Annotated in this window: 16 protein-coding genes, 3 tRNA genes and 1 riboswitch; of the genes, 13 read left to right on the forward strand and 6 right to left on the reverse strand. The window is 38.6% G+C overall.

What is annotated here, in order from left to right:
* Positions 1-1,129: 1,129 nt before the first annotated feature.
* Positions 1,130-1,205 (forward strand) — tRNA-Trp (locus ACWTVK_RS00005).
* A 112-nt stretch (positions 1,206-1,317) separates the two neighbouring features.
* Positions 1,318-1,394 (forward strand) — tRNA-Arg (locus ACWTVK_RS00010).
* Positions 1,395-1,551: 157 nt separating this feature from the next.
* On the opposite strand, the gene ACWTVK_RS00015 is transcribed toward ACWTVK_RS00010, so the two are convergent.
* Entirely contained in the window at positions 1,552-1,995 is a 444-nt protein-coding gene (locus ACWTVK_RS00015; RefSeq protein WP_303931842.1) for a hypothetical protein, read from the reverse strand.
* Between the two features lie 12 nt (positions 1,996-2,007).
* Positions 2,008-2,283: a helix-turn-helix domain-containing protein gene (locus tag ACWTVK_RS00020; RefSeq protein ID WP_060924083.1), complete on the reverse strand. Its 276-nt coding sequence runs from the start codon at positions 2,281-2,283 to the stop codon at positions 2,008-2,010.
* A 141-nt stretch (positions 2,284-2,424) separates the two neighbouring features.
* Positions 2,425-2,596: riboswitch (cobalamin riboswitch) on the forward strand.
* A gap of 479 nt (positions 2,597-3,075) precedes the next feature.
* On the opposite strand from ACWTVK_RS00020, the gene ACWTVK_RS00025 reads away from it, so the two are divergent.
* The 6 genes from ACWTVK_RS00025 (at position 3,076) to ACWTVK_RS00050 (ending at position 10,528) form a co-directional block, all read left to right on the forward strand.
* Positions 3,076-3,160, forward strand: a tRNA-Leu gene (locus ACWTVK_RS00025).
* 104 nt (positions 3,161-3,264) lie between these two features.
* Positions 3,265-6,561, forward strand: coding sequence for a transcription-repair coupling factor (gene mfd / locus ACWTVK_RS00030; RefSeq protein ID WP_456045555.1), 3,297 nt, complete (start codon positions 3,265-3,267; stop codon positions 6,559-6,561).
* The gene (locus ACWTVK_RS00035; protein WP_456045556.1) at positions 6,558-8,165 is read left to right on the forward strand and encodes a putative polysaccharide biosynthesis protein; all 1,608 of its coding nucleotides are present in this window, start codon (positions 6,558-6,560) and stop codon (positions 8,163-8,165) included. Before mfd ends, ACWTVK_RS00035 begins: the two co-directional genes overlap by 4 nt.
* On the forward strand, positions 8,149-8,931 hold the full coding sequence (gene mazG, locus ACWTVK_RS00040) for a nucleoside triphosphate pyrophosphohydrolase (RefSeq protein WP_456045557.1): 783 nt from the start codon (positions 8,149-8,151) through the stop codon (positions 8,929-8,931). Before ACWTVK_RS00035 ends, mazG begins: the two co-directional genes overlap by 17 nt.
* Before the next feature lie 51 nt (positions 8,932-8,982).
* A complete protein-coding gene (locus ACWTVK_RS00045) occupies positions 8,983-9,282 on the forward strand; it encodes an HU family DNA-binding protein (protein ID WP_005385694.1) in 300 nt (99 codons plus the stop codon).
* A gap of 82 nt (positions 9,283-9,364) precedes the next feature.
* Positions 9,365-10,528: an MGDG synthase family glycosyltransferase gene (locus ACWTVK_RS00050; protein WP_456045558.1), complete on the forward strand. Its 1,164-nt coding sequence runs from the start codon at positions 9,365-9,367 to the stop codon at positions 10,526-10,528.
* Positions 10,529-10,657: 129 nt separating this feature from the next.
* On the opposite strand, the gene ACWTVK_RS00055 is transcribed toward ACWTVK_RS00050, so the two are convergent.
* A complete protein-coding gene (locus ACWTVK_RS00055; protein ID WP_105086471.1) occupies positions 10,658-10,978 on the reverse strand; it encodes a hypothetical protein in 321 nt (106 codons plus the stop codon).
* 112 nt (positions 10,979-11,090) lie between these two features.
* Between ACWTVK_RS00055 and ACWTVK_RS00060 the strand changes: the two genes are divergently transcribed.
* From ACWTVK_RS00060 to ACWTVK_RS00080, 5 genes are all read left to right on the forward strand, one after another.
* A complete protein-coding gene (locus ACWTVK_RS00060; RefSeq protein ID WP_456045559.1) occupies positions 11,091-13,097 on the forward strand; it encodes an ABC-F family ATP-binding cassette domain-containing protein in 2,007 nt (668 codons plus the stop codon).
* Positions 13,098-13,229: 132 nt separating this feature from the next.
* Positions 13,230-14,699, forward strand: coding sequence for a [FeFe] hydrogenase, group A (locus tag ACWTVK_RS00065; RefSeq protein WP_456045560.1), 1,470 nt, complete (start codon positions 13,230-13,232; stop codon positions 14,697-14,699).
* 406 nt (positions 14,700-15,105) lie between these two features.
* Complete coding sequence (locus tag ACWTVK_RS00070) at positions 15,106-15,735, forward strand: DUF47 domain-containing protein (RefSeq protein WP_105086468.1); 630 nt, start codon at positions 15,106-15,108, stop codon at positions 15,733-15,735.
* Positions 15,728-16,726: an inorganic phosphate transporter gene (locus ACWTVK_RS00075; protein ID WP_105086467.1), complete on the forward strand. Its 999-nt coding sequence runs from the start codon at positions 15,728-15,730 to the stop codon at positions 16,724-16,726. Before ACWTVK_RS00070 ends, ACWTVK_RS00075 begins: the two co-directional genes overlap by 8 nt.
* Positions 16,727-17,140: 414 nt before the next feature.
* Positions 17,141-17,314 (forward strand): hypothetical protein, encoded by a 174-nt coding sequence (locus tag ACWTVK_RS00080; RefSeq protein ID WP_167388607.1) that lies wholly within the window; start codon positions 17,141-17,143, stop codon positions 17,312-17,314.
* A 236-nt stretch (positions 17,315-17,550) separates the two neighbouring features.
* On the opposite strand, the gene ACWTVK_RS00085 is transcribed toward ACWTVK_RS00080, so the two are convergent.
* From ACWTVK_RS00085 to ACWTVK_RS00095, 3 genes are read right to left on the reverse strand one after another with little or no spacing between them, the layout of a single operon-like run.
* Positions 17,551-18,555, reverse strand: a complete 1,005-nt coding sequence (locus ACWTVK_RS00085; protein ID WP_456045561.1) for an ABC transporter substrate-binding protein — start codon at positions 18,553-18,555, stop codon at positions 17,551-17,553.
* 19 nt (positions 18,556-18,574) lie between these two features.
* Positions 18,575-19,321 (reverse strand): ABC transporter ATP-binding protein, encoded by a 747-nt coding sequence (locus ACWTVK_RS00090; protein ID WP_105086465.1) that lies wholly within the window; start codon positions 19,319-19,321, stop codon positions 18,575-18,577.
* A gap of 26 nt (positions 19,322-19,347) precedes the next feature.
* Complete coding sequence (locus tag ACWTVK_RS00095) at positions 19,348-20,355, reverse strand: FecCD family ABC transporter permease (RefSeq protein WP_119209421.1); 1,008 nt, start codon at positions 20,353-20,355, stop codon at positions 19,348-19,350.
* Positions 20,356-20,478: the final 123 nt, after the last annotated feature.

Consider the following 20,478-nt stretch of genomic DNA (forward strand, 5'->3'; position numbering starts at 1 on the left):
TCCACAGTGAGGAAGCAAGTAGGGCCACCGAAAAGTAATTAGATCTATGCGACGCATGGGGCCCACACATCACCTTCGACGAAGCCCTATAGTTAAGTCTGTACATTGCCATAATGTATTATATTTCGCCATGGGCGAGTGTGATAGGAAGCTGCGGCTAGTGGTAGGAGGAAAACTATATTCATACGGTAACGCGGCACAACGTGCCAATGTTACCGAACCAAAAAGATCGTTGAGTAACTTTAAATTATGTAAATATTGAGAGTTACGTTCTAAGTATTATATATCGCTTAATACTAAAGTATCACTATATCTCAATACATACTTATCTATAATATACAATTATCCTTCATTTTTAACTTTAAATATTTATCCGTAAACGTTAGTTGTATTATTCAATAGGTATAGACTTCTTAACGATATAAAAACAACAGTATAACCCAAATATTACTATTTTAATGGCTATATCTATACATAATACTTAATTGATTAAGACCGTACATAAGCTATTCTTTAATCAAATTTTCTAATTAATCATTTTTATATAATTAATATTACTTTAATTATAAATTCTAATAATGACTATCTACTACATATTCTATTCATGCATAGTTTTATCTAAAAAATATATATAAACCTAAAAGTGTAGGTAAATACAAGTTTTATAGCTATATTTGTAATGTTTAAATATGTACCAAAATTTACTCGTTTCATATATATCTCATAAAACTTTCACTATGTTTTCACATATAATCTATATACTAGCAATAGTTGATTGAGATCAACTAAGGAAATGGAGGTCTACTGCAAATAACTTTTACCTGTCCCTTTTACAAATAATACAAACAACACAACACAAAACAATACAACACATAAAACAACACTTAAATACACAACAATACTCTCCCTGTGTATAAACAAAACAATACATATACAAAACTCTCTAATTATATATACCATCTCCCGTATATATAAAGGTAAAAGTTAGGTAGACATAAGAGCCCTTGAAAAAGGGCTCTTTTTCCTTTTAAATTCACTATTATTTCATTATTTTAAAGCGCTTTGTTTCTTGACATAGGGTCTATTTTTTGTTAAACTAATCAAGTATCAAGCACGGCTTGATGAACATAGGGGTATAGCTCAATTGGTAGAGTAGCGGTCTCCAAAACCGTTGGTTGTGGGTTCAAGTCCTACTGCCCCTGCCAAATTTGGATTGCGGTCTTCGGACCGCATGTCCATAAAATTACTCAAAAAAATATTAAAAAATGCTTGCATAGATTTAAGCGTTGTGTTAATATAAGTGAGTACCAAGTACATGACTCAGTAGCTCAGCTGGATAGAGCGTTTGACTACGAATCAAAAGGCCAGGGGTTCGAATCCCTTCTGGGTCACCAAATTAAAGCATCACAGTAATGTGGTGCTTTTTTATTTTATCTACTTATAGTAATAGTATAATCAAAAGGACTCTACATTCTGATCAGTAGAGTCCTTTATTATATGTATACTTTATATGGCGAGCTTTTAAAATTTGGCAATTAGATAATACTTAGATTATTTTAGCTGACCAGCGGCAACAGCAAGGTCACGCCAATAGATAGCTTGCATATAACCATAAGTATCTGGTTTTAAAGTAATCAATTTAGCTTTAGGTCGTTTTTCCTCACGTAATACTCTACCTGTACGGGCATCGATAATATTACGTTGTTCTTGGACCCATTGAATTGTATCGGCATCTTGATCAAAGTAATAATGGTTTATGTACTCTGTCATATAATATTGAGCTCCTTGATGGCTATAGGTGCGACCGATAATTTCAAATTTATGACCTTCACCAGCGATAACTTTAACGCGTTGTTCTGCGTAATAGTTTTGACCATTCATACGATATAGGTAGGCATAACCTCTTGCATTCTCTAAGTCAGCAATATTGACTGCTTGAGACGGCAATATGCCTAAGATTGTGAAAGCTGCTGCAATTAATAAACTACGCTTCATTTATTCTCCTTATTACTTTGCATGTGGCTGATCAGACTCAGCTACTACATGGACAACTAATTCTTGATCGGAAGGAATCTGAGCCATAACTACAGGCATTGGCACACTCATAGCTGCTGCTATACCTTTGATTTGTCGCATTGCAACTGGTATTACAGTACCATCTTCTTGTAAGTTATTTTCTAAGGCTTCAATTTCTGTAACTGTTAAGCCTGCTTTTGTGGCAAAGTCTTCAATGGATACACCATTGGCTTCCCGATATTCTTTAATGAAATCTCCGATATACATAGATTCCTCCTATTTTTAGATACCTTTATATTGTAATTAAAAATATCATATATGGCAATAGATGAATAAAAGATGAATTGATAAAATTACAAAAATAATTTGACTTAATACCGTAGTGGTGTTAATATTAACTCATAGAAAACATCATATTTGGGAATAGGTGCTGAAAAGCATAATAGAGAAGCTGGTTAAATGCCAGCACGGTCCCGCCACTGTATGGTCGAGCGAGTCTAAATTAAGTCACTGGGAAACTGGGAAGGCTAGATAAGCGATGACGCCGAGTCAGGAGAACTGCCTATTCAACATTCACCATTTGACCTACGAGAGATAGGGAGGAGAAGTTAGTAGCTCCTTTTTACGTACCCGTAAAAAGGATTTTTTAGTTCTATATGATTTGTATTGTATATGATATAGATTGTATTCGAAAGACCTAAATGTCGATGGCATGGTCATGGTGAATAATACCTTCTTGGTATTACCAGCATGACATGTGTTATGACTGTTAATATATTTTATGGTAAATGTAGGGCATGCATTTATTCATCATCATCCTAAAAAAGAGGCTGACCCAGGATTCTAGTAGTTCGGATTCTGGGTCAGTCTCTTTTTCATTTTACAATTTATATAATAACCAATATGTAAGTTTAAAATAAAAATAATAGAATTAGTTATATAGTAGATATTTAATTAGTTATATAGTAGATATTTTAGAGGAAACATGAATTTTTAGTTAAATCTAAAAAAATGATTGACGATGAATTATATACATGATATTATTATTTCAGTTGAGACGCGGGAGTGGCGGAATTGGCAGACGCACCAGACTTAGGATCTGGCGCCTTACGGCGTGGGGGTTCAAGTCCCTTCTCCCGCACCAACTTTATTGCACCTTTTGAGGTGCTATTTTTTTTGCCTAAAAATGTTATAATAAATGAGTTAGAACTATTTATTTAAATAATCATGAATACTATATGGTGCAGTATGGATAATACATTAACTAAGCTGCTTTCACAGAACCCATCCTTTGTGGATGGGCTAAACGCATTTCAGCGGAAAGGAAAGTCAGTCATATATGGTCTAAGTGGATCTCAAAAGAGTTTCCTCTTAAACCAAGCTTTTGCTACAGGTCTTACAAAGCCCGTGGTTATCGTAGTCCATGATAAGGACCATAAAGAGATGTGGGAACGAGATTTAGCCTTTTTCTGGCCTAATATCCCAGTCCTATCATTTCCTATAACTGACAATGTGGAGTTTACAACGACTGCTCGTAGCCTTGAAGATCAAGGTGCTCAAATGCGTGCTTTAGCATTGCTAGCATGGCAAGAACCTGCCGTAGTTATAGCGAATGCAGAAGAGGTTACACAATATGTAGTATCTCCACAATATTTAAAAGGCCAGTCGTTACATTTTTCTTTGAATGATACGATTGAACGCGATACAGCTCTTGAACAGCTTGTCATAATTGGATATGAACGTGTAGACCAGGTGGAACAACGTGGTCATTTTGCCGTGCGTGGAGATATTCTAGATATTTATCCTGTTAATAGTGAACATCCAATACGAATTGAGTTCTTTGGCGATGAAATCGATACATTGCGGTTCTTCTCTGTTGAGAACCAACGTTCTATTGAACAGATTGATTCGTATACGGTGACACCTTTCTTCCTTGGTAAAAGTGATGCAGATTGCACTTTATTATCCTATGTGAAAGATGGGACTCTCATTTATGATGAGCCCGGTCGTATCCAGGAAGCATTAAAGAAGTTCCTCAAGGAAGATCCTACACATCGTAAAAATCATTGCGACTGGAGTGAATTACAACGTACTGTAGAGGCTACAAATCAAGTAGCTTTCACATTTATGCAACAACGCTCTATCGGTCTACCTAGATTTAATCCAATCGGTATTCAAGGTAAGACGATGACGAGCTTTGAGCGTCAAATTCCACTCCTAACAGATGAAATTAAACAATGGCATCGCCTCAATCATCAAGTTGTATTGGTATTAAATAACCAACAACGACGAGAAGGTATTGAACGAGCTCTTGAAGGTGAAGGGATTGCCTTTGTTCATAGTACGGAATGGATTGCAAAACCTAATACGGTCGTTATTTTGCAAGGTTTATTGACCGATGGTTTTGAATTACCTAATAGCCATCTCGTAGTTGTTGTAGAAGGCAATATTTACGGACAACAAAAACGTAAGCTTCGTAACAAGCCTAAAAAGGGCCAAGAAATCAATTACTTTACGGACTTAACACCAGGTGACTATGTAGTTCATAGCATGCATGGTATTGGTAAGTATATTGGCCTTAAAACGATAGAAACAGAAGGCATTCATCGGGACTATATTGAAATCGCCTATGCCGGAACGGATAAGTTATTCCTACCAGCAAACAATCTAGATCAGTTACAAAAATACATTGGCAATGAAGGTGATGTGCCGCGCATCCATAAAATGGGAGGCCGTGACTGGGCTAAGGTTGTTACAAAGGCCAAAAAATCCATCGATGATTTGGCAGATAAGCTCGTTGAAATCTATGCACAACGAGAAATTACAGAAGGATTTGCATTTTTGCCAGATCAACCATGGCAGCAAGAGTTTGAAGATGCCTTCCCTTATGAAGAAACGGAAGACCAATTACAGGCTACAGCAGAAATCAAGGCATCCATGGAAAAACCTGTTCCTATGGACCGCTTGCTAGCAGGTGATGTAGGCTTTGGTAAAACCGAAGTGGCTATGCGTGCCATCTTTAAGGCCGTTATGAGTGGCAAACAGGTTGCGGTGCTCGTACCGACCACAGTTCTTGCGCAGCAACATTTCCAGACCTTCTGGAATCGTTTTGCTCCATTTGGGGTCAAAGTAGATGTGCTCAATCGTTTCCGCAGTACATCTGAGAAGAAACAAGTTCTAAAAGGTGTAGAGGATGGCTCTATCGATGTTCTCATCGGAACCCATTCACTACTTAATAAAAAAGTAGTCTTTAAAGACTTAGGCATGCTCGTAGTGGATGAAGAACAACGCTTCGGGGTAGCTCAAAAGGAAAAATGGAAAGAGTGGGCTAGTAATATTGATGTGCTCACCTTGAGTGCAACCCCAATTCCTCGGACCTTACATATGTCGCTTGTAGGTGTTCGGGAGATGTCTGTTATCAACACGCCACCAGAGGAACGATTACCAGTTCAGACCTATGTGGTGGAATATGATATGAACATCGTTGCTGATGCCATCAAGCGAGAATTGGCACGGGGCGGACAAGTTTACTTCGTATATAACCGCGTTGCATCAATTAATCATATGGGTGAGTTATTAGAAGCAGCATTACCTGGTTTACGCTATGCTATTGCTCATGGTCAGATGACGGGCCGTCAAATTGAAGAAATTATGACGGATTTCTATGAAGGCCATTATGACGTATTATTGTCTACAAGTATCATTGAAACCGGCTTAGATATTCCTAATGCCAATACTATCATCATTTATGATGCGGACCGATTAGGTTTATCTCAGCTATATCAAATGCGTGGACGCGTAGGGCGTTCTCGTAGAAGGGCCTATGCATACTTTATGTATCGACCTGATAAAATGCTTTCAGAGGCTGCAGAAAAGCGCTTGAAAGCTATTGAAGAGTTCACTGAGCTCGGTGCTGGTTTTAAATTGGCGATGCGAGATTTAGAAATCCGTGGTGCTGGTAATCTCTTAGGTTCACAGCAACATGGCAACATCGCCTCTGTCGGCTTTGGTATGTACGTAAGTATGTTAGAAGAAGCCATTGCGAAGGCTCAAAATAAAGAGGTAGAGCGCGAGGTCTCCATTGATCCAGCCATCGACTTAGAGGTAGATGCCTTTATCGACGATGCGTATATCAAAGATAGTGCCCGCAAAATTTCTGTATACCAACGATTGTTACATATTAAATCAAAAGAACAGCTTGATGATATGACAGACGAACTCATCGACCGGTTCGGCACGCCAACAGATCCGGTGGACCGACTATTGCGCATTGCCCAAATTAAAGAGCAAGCACGTTTACTGGGTATTAAAAGTATCGTTCGTAGAGATCAACAGCTTACTATCCATTGGCATGATGATTCCAAAATGGCCGACTGGGATATGGGGGCTGTACGAGAAGATCTATGGAAAAAGATGAAATTTGCAGACTCCAAGCCAGCCATATTGTATGTGAGCCTTAACGGCATGAAAGGTTCTATTTTGACCATTACGGAAGCGGTGATGAAGGCCCTTAGTCAGAAATCATCGTCTAAGGAGGGCCTATGAATCGATTTTTAAAGGGCGCTATGATTTTAACCTTGGCTGGAATTATCGTTAAGGTTATCGGTGCTTTCAGTAAAGTCCTTATTGCCCGTGTTCTCGGTGGTGAAGGGATTGGCCTATATATGATGGCCTATCCAATTTATCAAATTATCGTTAGTATTTCCGCTGCAGGCATTCCTGTAGCCATATCTATTATGATTGCAGAAAAGCTAGCTAATGATGATATGCGTGGCGTACAACAAGTATTTTCCGTATCTTTAAAGGTGTTAACACTGTTAGGCCTTGTATTTAGTGTTGCTTTATATGGCAGTGCACAGTGGCTCATAGATTCTCATATTATTACAGATCCTCGTGCATTGCTTGCCATTCAGCTATTATCTCCAGCGATCTTTATCGTTACGATTTTGAGTTGTTTTAGAGGTTACTTCCAAGGCTTCCAATACATGGTTCCTACCGGGACTAGCCAAGTCTTTGAACAAATCTTCCGCGTATCCTCTATGGTGGGCTTAGCCTATTACTTCATTGATAGAGGGTTACACTTAGCGGCTGGTGGTGCAACCTTTGCTACATTCCCTGGCGTATTAGCGGGATTACTCGTATTAATTTACTTTTACTATCGTCAACGTCGTGTACGGGCACAAATGTTGGCACAGCAGAATCCGAATGCTGTTGGTGAAAGTAATAGTTCTGTAGTGAAACGACTATTTAGTTTGGCCATACCTGTTTCGATGGCCAATATTATGCTGCCTATGGTATCCCTTATCGATACATTCATCGTGCCAAAGCGTTTGATGGATATTGGGTATTATCTCAATGAAGCGACCACACAATTTGGTTATCTTACAGGGATGGCTACATCGTTGATTGGGTTGCCCATTATTTTGACTACATCTCTAGCAGCTAGTCTTGTACCAGCTGTATCGGAAGCGCATGCCCAAGGTGATGTACATCGTATTGTACAGCGCGCTGGGACAGCCATTAAAATTGCAAATATCTTTACTATTCCAGCCTGTATCGGCCTCTGTGTATTGGCGACACCTATATCTAAACTGATATATGCAACGCCTCATGCAGGTCCTGTTATTGCTGTTATTAGCTTGAGCATTATATTCTTGGGTTGGCAACAGATTACAGCAGGCATCTTGCAAGGGCTAGGCAGAACTGTTATTCCTATGATAGCCATTTTTATTGGTTTGTTAGCTAAGACCTTCTTAGACTATGAATTGACCGGTACTATTGAGTTAGGCATTAATGGTGCTGCATGGGCAACGAATTTGAATTTTGCCATTGCGGCACTCATAAACTATATATTTGTTAAAAAATATGTAGGATCTGTACTTGATAAATTAGAGCTATTAAAAATTGTAGTGTCTGCCATGGCTATGGGCGGTGCTACGCAGGTAGTGTATGTGACTACCGTAGAGTTATTCGGCAATGGTGGTGCAGTGGCAGCGGCTATTATTGTGGCTGTATTTGTATATGGTTTATCCTTATGGTTAACAAAGGCCGTTGTAAAAGCTGACATGTATCATTTCCCTGTTATAGGCAAGCGCTTACAAGCTCGCCGAGATAAGGAGGAGGCTAAACTATATGAAGAACAATACTGATAAGCTTGTATCGGTACAACCATTAGTAGATGTAGTAAAAGCCTTGCGAGCTCTTAATGGTTGCCCTTGGGATCAAAAACAGACTCATGAATCATTGCGTCGATATTTCATTGAAGAAACTTATGAAGTAGTAGATGCTATCGATAATAAAGATATGGATAATCTTCGTGAAGAACTAGGTGATGTATTATTACAAGTTGTCTTTCACAGTCAATTGGCTGAAGAAGCTGGTCAGTTTACATTAGAAGATGTAATTAATGATGTGACTCAGAAGATGATTCGCCGTCATCCCCATGTTTTTGACCCTGAAAATAATGAAAAATCATACAGTTGGGATGAATTAAAGGCACAAGAAAAGAAAAATATACAAAAATCTGTATTAGATGGTGTATCTAAAAGTTTACCTGCTTTAGTGGCCGCTTATAAGTTGCAAGAAAAGGCTGCAAAGCTAGGTTTTGACTGGGATGAGCTCGATCCGGTTTGGGCGAAAGTTTCGGAAGAAATGGATGAATTTAAGGAGGCTATTGTCCAAGAAGATAGAGAAAATATGGAAAAAGAAGCGGGAGATGTGCTTTTTTCCTTGATTAATCTATTAAGATGGTATAAAATAAGCGGTGAAAATGCACTAAATCGCACAAACACAAAGTTCCGACAGCGTTTTTTACATGTAGAAGCTTGTGTTAACCAAAGCGATCGCTCATGGGAAGACTTTTCATTAGCTGAGCTGGATGCTTTTTGGGAGGAGGCTAAAGTGCAGGAAAAGTAGCCTAGAGGTTTGCATGCTTCTTAGGTATAGTATTTTTAAGGAGGTTCTGTCATGAACAAAACAGAATTAATCGCAAGTGTTGCACAAAAAACTGAATTAACTAAAAAAGACGCTGAAAAAGCGGTAAAAGCTGTATTTGACACAGTTGCTGAAGAATTAGCTGCTGGCGGTAAAGTACAAGTTATCGGCTTCGGTACATTCGAAGTTCGTGAACGCGCAGCTCGTGAAGGCCGTAACCCACAAAACGGTAAAACTATCACAATCGCAGCTTCCAAATCCCCTGCATTCAAAGCTGGTAAAGGTTTGAAAGAACAAGTTAACGCTGCAAAAGCTAAAAAACGCAAAAAATAATCTTTAATGGATTGGAAAGAGACCTTTCGAGGTCTCTTTTTTTCGTCTATTTATGGTATAATGCACAGAGAAAGGGTGTACTATGAATAACGAAAGATCACGGAAGGTTCTCATTGTGTCCGCTTCTATTGGGACAGGACATATGCAGGCCGCCAGAGCTATAGAAGAATATTGGAAAGAGAAAGAGCCACAAGCTTCCATAACGCATGTAGATTTTCTTGATACAGAAACCATGTCTGTAGAGCATTTGATCAAGGGCACATATATCAAGATGATTGACGTATTTCCTATGCTATATGATATGATTTATCGCGTATCAAAAGGGGAAAAACGAGGTACGATTTTGCAAACTGCATTATCATACCTATTGAAAAGCCGCATGCTTAAGTTGGTGCAACAAGAAGAACCAGATGTAATGGTATTTACTCATCCATTCCCATGTGGTGCAGCGTCTATCTTAAAACGTCAAGGGCATATCGATGTACCTTTAGTGGCTATCATGACGGACTTTAGTAGTCATCAATTTTGGCTATATCCACAAATTGATACATACTATGTAGCTACTGAATCGATGGTAGATGAAATGGTATCGTCTGGTATCGATGCCTCACGTATCCATGTATCAGGGATTCCAGTGCGTCGTGCCTTCTTCCGTGATGCTATTGAAGAATATAGCTTAGAGGAACCCATAAAAGTGCTCGTTATGGGTGGGGGCCTTGGATTGGGTTCTCTAGAAACGGCATTAAAACACTTAGATGAAGTTAATGGCATTGGTGAAATTACCGTTGTAGCCGGTCAAAATACGTCTCTGTATGAATCCTTAGTTACCCTTAGTGAATCTATGCGTACTAAGACTATTGTGTATGGATATACTACGAATATTTCAGAGCTTATGAAATCCTCTTCCTTGCTGGTAACAAAGCCTGGTGCATTAACCTGTATGGAGGCTGTTACAATTGGTTTACCTATGGTGTTCTTTAATGCTATTCCAGGGCAAGAAGAGGCTAATGCAGAGCTATTAGAACAACGAGGTTGTGCTCGTTGGGCTCGTGATATTCATAACTTAGAAGATGTTGTGACAGCCCTTCTTATCAACTCACCACGACTTCAACAGATGTCTGAGCGCGCTCGTGAATGGCATGTTGATGGTGCAGCGAATATCGTAAATAACTTAATTGAAATTCTAGATGCTACTAATACGGGCGAACCTGTTGAACTAGTAAAAGCGGAAGAGTCTATTAACTAATCTCTTGTAGTGGCTAGTACGAATATAATTAGCTATTGGTAATGCGCGTATTTCTAGATTAGTAATATATAGATATTAGTAGCTTTATATGAAATAAAAAGCGATGACTTTTAGGTCATCGCTTTTGTGTTATTGGTATTGTTCAATATGTTCTTGTCGAATTTTTTGAAGTGTTTCTAAGAATGTATCTGTGCTTTCAGCACTGTCCAACAAGTCTTTTAGTTGGTAGGAATCATCTAGGGTCACACTCCATTGGAAGGCGTCGTTATCGTCGTACACATTGAATACGATTAACGTCTCTAAATCCTCTGGCAAATGACCGTCATCATCGGACACAGTTGCATAGGTGCCATCTTCCAAGAGCTCTGTAAATAATGTGTCATACCCATCGATATCGATAAGTTCAAAGTTGATAGTTTCGTAAAAGTCTAAAACGATATCTGCTGCCATGTGGACCTCCTCATGAATATATACGTTACGTTTATTCTACTGACGGCGCCTGTTACTGTCAATGGTAATGTGTAGTATAATAAATAACAGAATGACATAATAGGAGCATACGATGAACGTTATTAGTTTACAAAATATAGAAAAATCATATGGTACACGACTGCTGTTTAAAGATGTGAATATTACTTTCACCACAGACAAACGGTTAGGTCTTGTAGGGATTAATGGGACGGGTAAGTCTACATTCCTAAAAATTTTGGCAGCCCAAATGGAACCTGATAAGGGCACTATTGAGCGGAATGGTAAGGCGAGTATTCATTATTTGGCTCAGACCCCAGAGTTTGATCCAGAATCAACGTTGCTAGAAGCTGTTCTTGATGGAGACCATCCTCGCTTGCGGATGGTTCAATCCTTTGAACGCATTAGTCGTGAATATCGTGAAATGCAAGAGTCTGGTAGCGAGGATAGTAAAATATCGCGTAACTATATGAATGCGTTAGAACAAATGGATCAACAAGATGGTTGGCAAGTAGAGCAAGAGGCTCGTATTATTTTAACCAAATTAGGTTTTCCTGAGATGGATCAAAAAGTGGCTATGTTATCTGGTGGTCAAAAGCGTCGTCTCGCATTAGGACAGGCATTATTATATCCTTGTGACCTATTATTGTTAGACGAACCGACAAACCATTTAGATGAAGATAGCATCGACTGGCTTGAGTCCTACTTAAGTGCTCGCCAAGGGGGCCTATTAATCAGTACTCATGATAGATATTTCCTTGACTCTGTATGTAATGGAATTTTAGAGCTTTCTAATCGTCGTATGTATCAATATGACGGTAATTACGAAGAATTTATTGCCTTGAAGGCTGATCGAGAGGCTCGCGAGGCCGCTACAGAAGAGAAACGCCGTCAGTTCTTGAAACGAGAAATCGAATGGGTACGTCGTGGGGCTTTGGCGAGAACGACGAAACAAAAGGCTCGTTTAGACCGCTATGAAAAACTTAAGAATATGGAGAAAACTAGACGTCCCGATCAAATGGATCCCATTGCTTTAAAAACGCGTTTAGGGAAAACCATTTTTGATATTGAACATTTAGAGTTCTACTTTGATGAGCGCCCTATGATTAAGGACTTTACCTACCATGTAGTGCGTCATGATCGTATTGGTATCGTAGGCCCTAATGGTGTTGGCAAGTCTACCTTTATGAATATTCTTGATGGAACCTATGAACCTACAAACGGTACTATTGGTAAGGGAGAGACCGTTCGCATTGCCCATTTCAAACAAGAACTACCAGAGTTTGATGAAGATATGCGTGTTCTCGATTATATTCGCGAAGATCATTCCTACATGGTTCTGGGCGATGGTTCTACGTTGAGTGCTGGTCAGATTCTTGAACGATTCCTTTTTACACCTGAGCTACATGGTGTGCCGATTCGTAAGCTTTCAGGCGGTGAACGACGTCGCTTATATCTATTGAAATTGCTTATGAGCGCTCCTAATGTTTTATTACTAGATGAACCGACCAATGATCTTGATATTCCTACATTAGAGGTGCTAGAGGACTTCCTTGATTCCTTTAGTGGGGTCATTATCACAGTATGCCATGATCGTTACTTCTTAGACCGTGTTGTGGACAAACTCTTTGTTTTTAGTGGTGATGGTCAAATTGAAATTGTTCACGGTTCCTATTCCGATTACAAGGATTCTTTAGATGAAAGTAGTGGTGGAAAGCGCCCATTCTACATGGCTAATACTGATACATCTATTGCTTCTAAAACTGGTAAAACTAACAAATCTGTAACTAGTACTGGGTGTGATGGTTCATCATTAAGTACTTCGGTAGATGGTAGTGATAGTAATATGGCTACATTTGGGGAAGGTACTTTCAAAGAAACACCAAAGAAGGGACTCAATAAAGCGGAAGAAGCAGAGTATGCTAACATCATGGATGAATTACCTAAATTAGAGCATTTAGTAAAGGGGCTCGATGTCATGATTAGTCAAGTTGCTACTGATTATGAAAAGATGCAATCCTTGATGGCTGAGCGAGAAGAGACTCAATCCCAAATAGATGCGCTCACAGAACGGTGGATGGAATTAGAAGAACGCCTATAATTCCTTGTATCATGCGATTTTTTAATATCTGTTATGCAAAGGAATTACATGTGAATTTATTGATAAAAATCACAATGTATAGTATAATTTCATCGATTAACGATAACAACGTTACCTAAGTAGGAGGAACTCATGAGTAAGTACCAATTTTTAGACCGTCGTGTACCTATTGAAGACGGCAATATTGCATTAGTTCAAGATTTGTCCAAATGTAAAAACTGCTCCTTATGTCGTAAAGCGTGTGCTGTAGACATGGGCGTATTTGATTATTATGACTTAACAACTAATGGGGATCATCCAATTTGTATTCATTGCGGTCAATGTGCATCTATTTGTCCATTTGATTCCATTAATGAACGCTCTGAAATTGATGAAGTAAAAGCAGCGATTGCTGACCCTAATAAAATCGTCGTTTTCCAAACTGCACCTGCTGTACGTGTTGGCTTAGGTGAAGAGTTCGGTCTTGATGCGGGTACATTCGTAGAAGGTAAAATGGTAGCTGCTCTTCGTAAATTGGGTGGCGACTATATTTTAGATACAAACTTTGGTGCTGACATGACTATCATGGAGGAAGCATCTGAATTGTTGGAACGCGTTATCAATAGTGATGCGGTATTGCCTCAATTCACATCTTGCTGTCCTGCTTGGGTTAAGTTTGCTGAAACATTCTGTCCAGAATTCTTGCCAAACTTGTCTACAGCTAAGAGTCCAATTGCAATGCAAGCGCCTACACAAAAAACATATTTTGCTGAAAAAATGGGCCTTGATGCAAAACAAATCGTTGCTGTTGCAGTAACACCTTGTACAGCTAAGAAATTCGAAATCCGTCGTGACGAAATGAATTCCTCTGCTGAATACTGGGATGTACCAGAAATGCGCGATACAGACTACTGTATTACTACACGTGAACTTGCAAAATGGTTACGTGCAGAAGAAATCAACTTTGATGAATTAGAAGACTCTACATTTGATCCATTGATGGGTGAAGCTTCTGGTGGCGGTATCATCTTCGGTAATACTGGTGGTGTTATGGAAGCGGCTATGCGTGCGGCTTACAAATTAGCAACTGGTGAAGATGCACCTCAAACATTGATCCCATTTGAAGCAATTCGCGGTATGGATGGTGCTCGTGAAGCTGATGTAGTAATTGGAGATAAAACATTGCACGTAGCAGCAGTACATGGTACAGGCAACTTGCGTAAGTTTATCGAACGCATGCGTGCAGAAAACATCCATTATGACTTCATTGAAGTAATGGCTTGCCGTGGTGGCTGTATTGGTGGTGGTGGTCAACCACGCGTTAAATTACCAATGGCTGATAAAGCTCGTGAAGCTCGTATTGCGTCCTTGTATACTCGCGATGCAGAGGTACAAGTGAAAGCAGCTTGTGATAATCCAGATATCCAAAAATTATATGCTGAGTTTTTCGATGGCAAACCTATGAGCCATAAAGCACATCACATGTTACATACGACATTTGTAAATCGCTCTGAAGACTTGGGTCCTAATGGTGCTTGTACACCTGCTACATGCCCAACATCTGTGCCTAATTTGAAAAAGGCAGCAGAGGCGGCTAAAGCAGCAGCGGAAGCTAATAACTAATAGGTAAAAAATAGTAACAGTAATAATTAACCGTATTTCTAGCTGTTAACTGTTATAATTAGTTGCTATATACTATAAAAGCTCGTATGTGGCTTAAGTTAAAAGGCAGATAGTTGATAATTAATCAGCTATCTGCTTTTTTATTGTCTTTAGACTTGTATTGGATGTTATGAAGAATCATAGAACTATTCACCATACGAGTTATTGTAATCTAGAATGTTTAGAGAGTACACCTATGATACGTAAATACAATTACAGCTGTTTTCACGGAATGAGATACTATATATGCCATATACGCATAGGGGTTAAAATATAGAGCATGGTAAATTGTTTAGGAATTATTGTTAGTGTGCTATAATTAAATTATATTTATGGAAGCAATCAATACTGTTTCAGGAGGATCTTCATGGCTTTTAAATTAAAAGGAAAAGAAGAAAAATTTTTCAGTATTTTAGAAAATCATGCTGCTCTTACATATGAAAGTGCAGAGATGATGGAACGTGTGTTTAAAGGCGAGACTTCTAAAGAAGAGGCATTTCTTGAAATTGATATAAAGGAAAAAGCTGCCGATGAATTAGTAACCGAAACTGTAGAACGTTTGCGTAAAACATTCATCACACCAATGGATCGTGAAGATATTCAGCTTTTAATCGATCAATTAGATACTACTTTGGATAATATTAAAGAAATCATGGATAAAATGGTTATGTACCACGTTGGTAATCCAAGTGATGGTGCTATCCGTATGAGTGAAATTGTTGTGAAATGCGTTAAGCATATTAACAAATCTATTGGTTACATGGGCAGTCTTAAAAAGGACCATGTAAAGGTAGAAGGCCGTGTGCACCAAGTTTTGAAACTTGAGTCCGAAGCGGATAATATTTACCATGAAGAAATGGCTAAGCTCTTCACTGAGTGTACAGATCCTATTGAAATTATCAAATGGAAGGAAATCCTTAGTGCCATGGAGGATGTAATCGATGGTTGCGAAGATTTGGTTGGTACATTCCGCCGGGTAGTATTGAAGTATGCTTGATGCTCAATATTTAGTATGGCTAGTAGTATTTCTAGCATTAGCCTTCGACTATATCAATGGCTTCCACGATACAGCGAACGCCATTGCTACATCTGTTTCCACCCGTGCTATTGAACCTAAAAAGGCAATTATGATGACTGCAGCGCTCAACTTCTTGGGGGCCATGGTTAGTACTGGTGTTGCGAAGACTATCGGTGGTGACATCGTTATGTCTGCATCTCTTATCAATAGTGGCATTATTTCCGCTGCTCTTATTGGTGCCATCACATGGAATTTACTTACATGGTACTGGGGGATTCCAAGCTCCTCATCTCATGCGCTAATCGGTGGTATCATCGGTGCCGTAGGTTGGTCTGTAGGGTTCGATGCTTTAAATGAGGCTGGCATCTTAAAAATCTTCTTATCCCTCATTTTATCTCCAATTGTGGCCATGATTGGTGGCTATATTGTGATGAAAGTATTGTTGCTTATCTTTGGTAGATTTTCTCCAATCGTATTGAATGATCGATTTAGATCCATGCAAATTGTATCTGCTATCATGATGGCCTTTTCTCATGGTTCTAATGATGCGCAAAAGGCGATGGGGATTATTACCTTAACATTACTTAGCGGTGGCTTTATCGATACATTAGATGTACCAGTATGGGTTAAACTTTGTTGTGCTACGGCTATGGCCATGGGTACAGCGGTAGGCGGTTGGAAAATCATCTCTACTATGGGGACTAAGATTTTCAAATTGGAAACTATCAATGGTTTCGCTGCTGACTTAAACTCTGCCATCACTATTTTTACAGCTACATTCTTACATTTACCTGTAAGTACTACACACGTTGTAAGTGGTTCCTTGCTAGGCGTTGGGTCCTCTAAACGTTTGAAAGCTGTTAACTGGGGCGTAGCAAGATCTATGGTATTGGCGTGGTTTGTAACAATTCCATTATCTGGTATTGTAGCAGCTATTGCGTATGAAGTAGGTCACTTATTATTTGGTTAATACAATCATATATATAAATAAAAAGACTGCGAAAGCAGTCTTTTTTTCTGTAGTTAAAGTATTAGATTGATTAAGTTATCCCATTTGTTGATTAGATTTTAACACTTTAATTTGACTAGTTGTATCTAGTATGTAATCAGAGAATATAGGTATACATTAGCTTCTAAATACTATATTCTATAAAAGCGTTTTATCTATATTTGGCAACGTTGATGTTGCAATTCAAGTTGAGAATAGGAAAATGCTTATAAATATGTGGTTTTCTTGATTATGCATTTTATTAATAAATGCAGTTTATTGCACGTTTAAAGACTATTATGAGATTGTTTATAATGAATGGATGTTGCATACTTATGTATGAGCGGTTATACTATCGGTAGAAGGAGTTTTTCAAGTGAAAAGTGAGGTATGTATATGGCATGGGGTGGAACTAGACGCGGTGCCGGGCGCCCACGTAATCCGATTAAACGTATTGGTAGAACCATTCGACTCAGTGATGAAGAGTTTCTTTCACTCAAACCATTAATTATGGCCATTAAGGCAAATAATGATAAAAGATATAAGCAACAATATAATCGAAATGGATAAAAAAGGCATTGTCACAGCATATACAACTTAATAAACTTTACATCTATTTTACAATAATCCATTTTAAAATCTTTCAACTACAACACATCTCTACTCTCTACAATATGCTGTGTGCAATACAAGCAGTACGAAAAAGGTCCCAATTCATTTGAATTGGGACCTTCTTCGTTTGTTATATTGCTATAATTTTAGGAATCCTTATATTACGTAGCGAATTCCTGAATTATTATGGTTTATTAGTCGATTTTCACACCGTGAATTTCTTCAGCTAAACGTTTTAGAGCATCAACTGTACGTACACCAGGCGTGATTTCAGATAGTTTTACACGGATAAAGTGACCTTCTTTAACTGCTGTAATGTCTTGAAGTTGAGGATTAGCTTTGATTTTTTCGACTTTTTGTTGGAAATCGTCATCGTTACGGATAGAGTTGCCATAGTCAGCGATGATGATATAATCAGGATTTTGAGCGATTACTGTTTCCCAAGATCCTTTAGCCCATGTTTTATCTACACCTAAACCGCTCATTACATTGTCAGCGCCAATGAGTTTTAAGATGTTAGTAGTATAACCTTCGAAGGCTGTGAATGGTTGGCCATCTTCAGAGTCATAAATGAAGACCCGTTTACGAGGTAAGTCTTTAAGTTTAGCTTGGATAGCTTCTAACGTTTTACGTTGACCTGCAACCCATTCTTCAGCTTTTGATTTTACACCGAAGATCTCACCTAATTTAATCATGTCGCTAAAGTTAGTTTCTAAATCTGCTTTAGTAGACAACATAGATTCAGGAATCCAAATATTAACTTTTTGAGCGATCATTTTGTCTGCAGGGATGGCGCGTTTGCTGAAGGAGTCAGGCCAGCCTGTAGCAAAGTCAGGTTTTACAGACATAAATACTTCGTAGGACGGCCATTTATCGGATAATACTTTTACCTTGTCATAAGCGGCTTGTAGAGGTGGATAGATTTCCTCTTCTTTAAAAGCGGTACCAGCCATCTTGTCTTCAAGACCTAATTGAAGCATCATTTCTGTTGTTGCTTGAGACATGGATACTGCGTGAGTAGGGGAAGATTTTACAGCAAAGTCAGTTTTTGTACCGTCAAATGTTTCACTCCACGTTACAGATTTGCCATTGTCAGCTGTGCTTTTAGTTGTATCAGAACCACAACCAGCGATAGCAAATGTGGCACATGCCATAGCAATTAATACTAATTTTTTTGACTTTCTTAATTTTTGAAACATAGCAATTCCTTTCTTTTAATTAATAATATAAGTGATAGCGCCCTTCATCCCAAGAGGTTTTGAACGGAACTTCAAATATGGGTTCAAGAATTTCGGGTGTTAGTACCTCAGTTGGGGAACCTTCCTTGAGGATTGTTCCTTTATTCATAATCACGATATGATCACAATATTGAGCAGCTAGATTTAAATCGTGTAGAACTACGATGGTTGTACCTTTGAAAGCTCGCAATTGTTTCATAAGTGCTACCTTATACTTCATATCTAGATGGTTAGTAGGTTCATCTAAAAGCAGTATTTGAGGTTTTTGCGTTAAAGCTTTCGCAATAAAAACGCGTTGCTTCTCGCCACCTGAGAGGTGATGAATTTCTTCGTCAGCTAAATGTGTAATGCCTACTTCGTTCATATAGTGCTCTGCAATTTTTACATCTTCTGCGCTATAGGTGCCGAAGTGTTGCTTATATGGATAACGTCCCATGAGGACGATGTCTTTTACGAGAAAATCATCGATCATAGAGTCCCTAGACTGTGTTAAAACTGCTACTAATTGAGCAAACTCACGACCTTTATAAGACTCTAATGGCTTTTGATTTAATGTAATTTTATCTTTTGATGGTAGTAGTCGATAAAGATGGCTCAGTAATGTAGACTTACCACATCCATTTGGCCCAATGATGGCTGTAATTTTATTATTAGGAAATGTTACAGAAATATTCTTTAACACTTCTTTCTTCTCGTAGGAGAAGGACAGCTGATTAATTTGATACATAGTATCTCCTATAGATATGATATACACTAACCATTGTGTTTGTAACGATTCATAATAATCCAAATGAAGAGTGGCGCCCCTAGTAAGGATGTAAGAACACCGATTGGGATTTCTTCCGGACTATATAGGGCTCTTGATAATACATCTGACCATATCATGACGATACTACCGATTAGAGCACTAAAAAGTAATGTGTTTCTATGCTTAGGACCACCTATAATTCTAGCTAGGTGTGGAATTATGAGTCCTATAAAACCGACTACACCCACTTTTGATACTAATGTGGCAATCACAATAGAGGATATAATAACGATGCTTAGCTGTAACTGTTTAACTGATAAGCCCATTTGTGCTGCTTCATGATTACCCAGTAGTAGCACATCAAGATCTTGATTAAACATATAGATGTATAGCATAAACAAGGTTACAATGATAGCCGTTAATGGTAAATCACCCCATTGAATGCCTGCGAAACTACCTAGGAGCCAGAACATAGCACTACGAACTTGTGCCTCGTGCTTAGCTCCGTAGATGATCATCATAGTTAAAGCCGAGAAAATCCCCGTCATGCCCATACCGATGAGGATGAGTTTTACAGGACTGTTGCTTTTACCAACACAGAGCAATACCAAGATAATAGAGAGAGCTGCACCTAGGGCTGCAAAAACAGGTGTATTATAGGCCCCTAGTAGTGGAATACCGCCCATGATGATAGCAAATACGGCACCTGTACTAGCGCCCGATGAAACACCTAATACATAGGGATCTGCTAGCGCATTTCTAGTTACCGTTTGCATTAATAAACCTACAAGGGATAGGCCTATACCTGTTAGTACTGAGTAGATGAGCCTAGGCAAACGAATATCCGTAATAATTGTGTTTGTCATGGACGTGGTCGCATTTGGGTCCATCATAGCCATAAGTGCAGGAATGATTTGATCTAAAGAAATAAATGTGGATCCAAATTGCAAGGCCGTTACCAATGAAATACATAATATTACACATAGTATTAATGCTTTTATAGAAGTTTGCATAAAATCTCCTTATTCTCTTTTAAAGGTAATATAACCTTATCTAAGTATAGAGAACTTTCTATATATATACAATATACATACGTGTATAGGTATTGATTATAATAAGTATAATTCTATAGAAAA

Source organism: Veillonella sp. Ser01, from assembly GCF_053850375.1.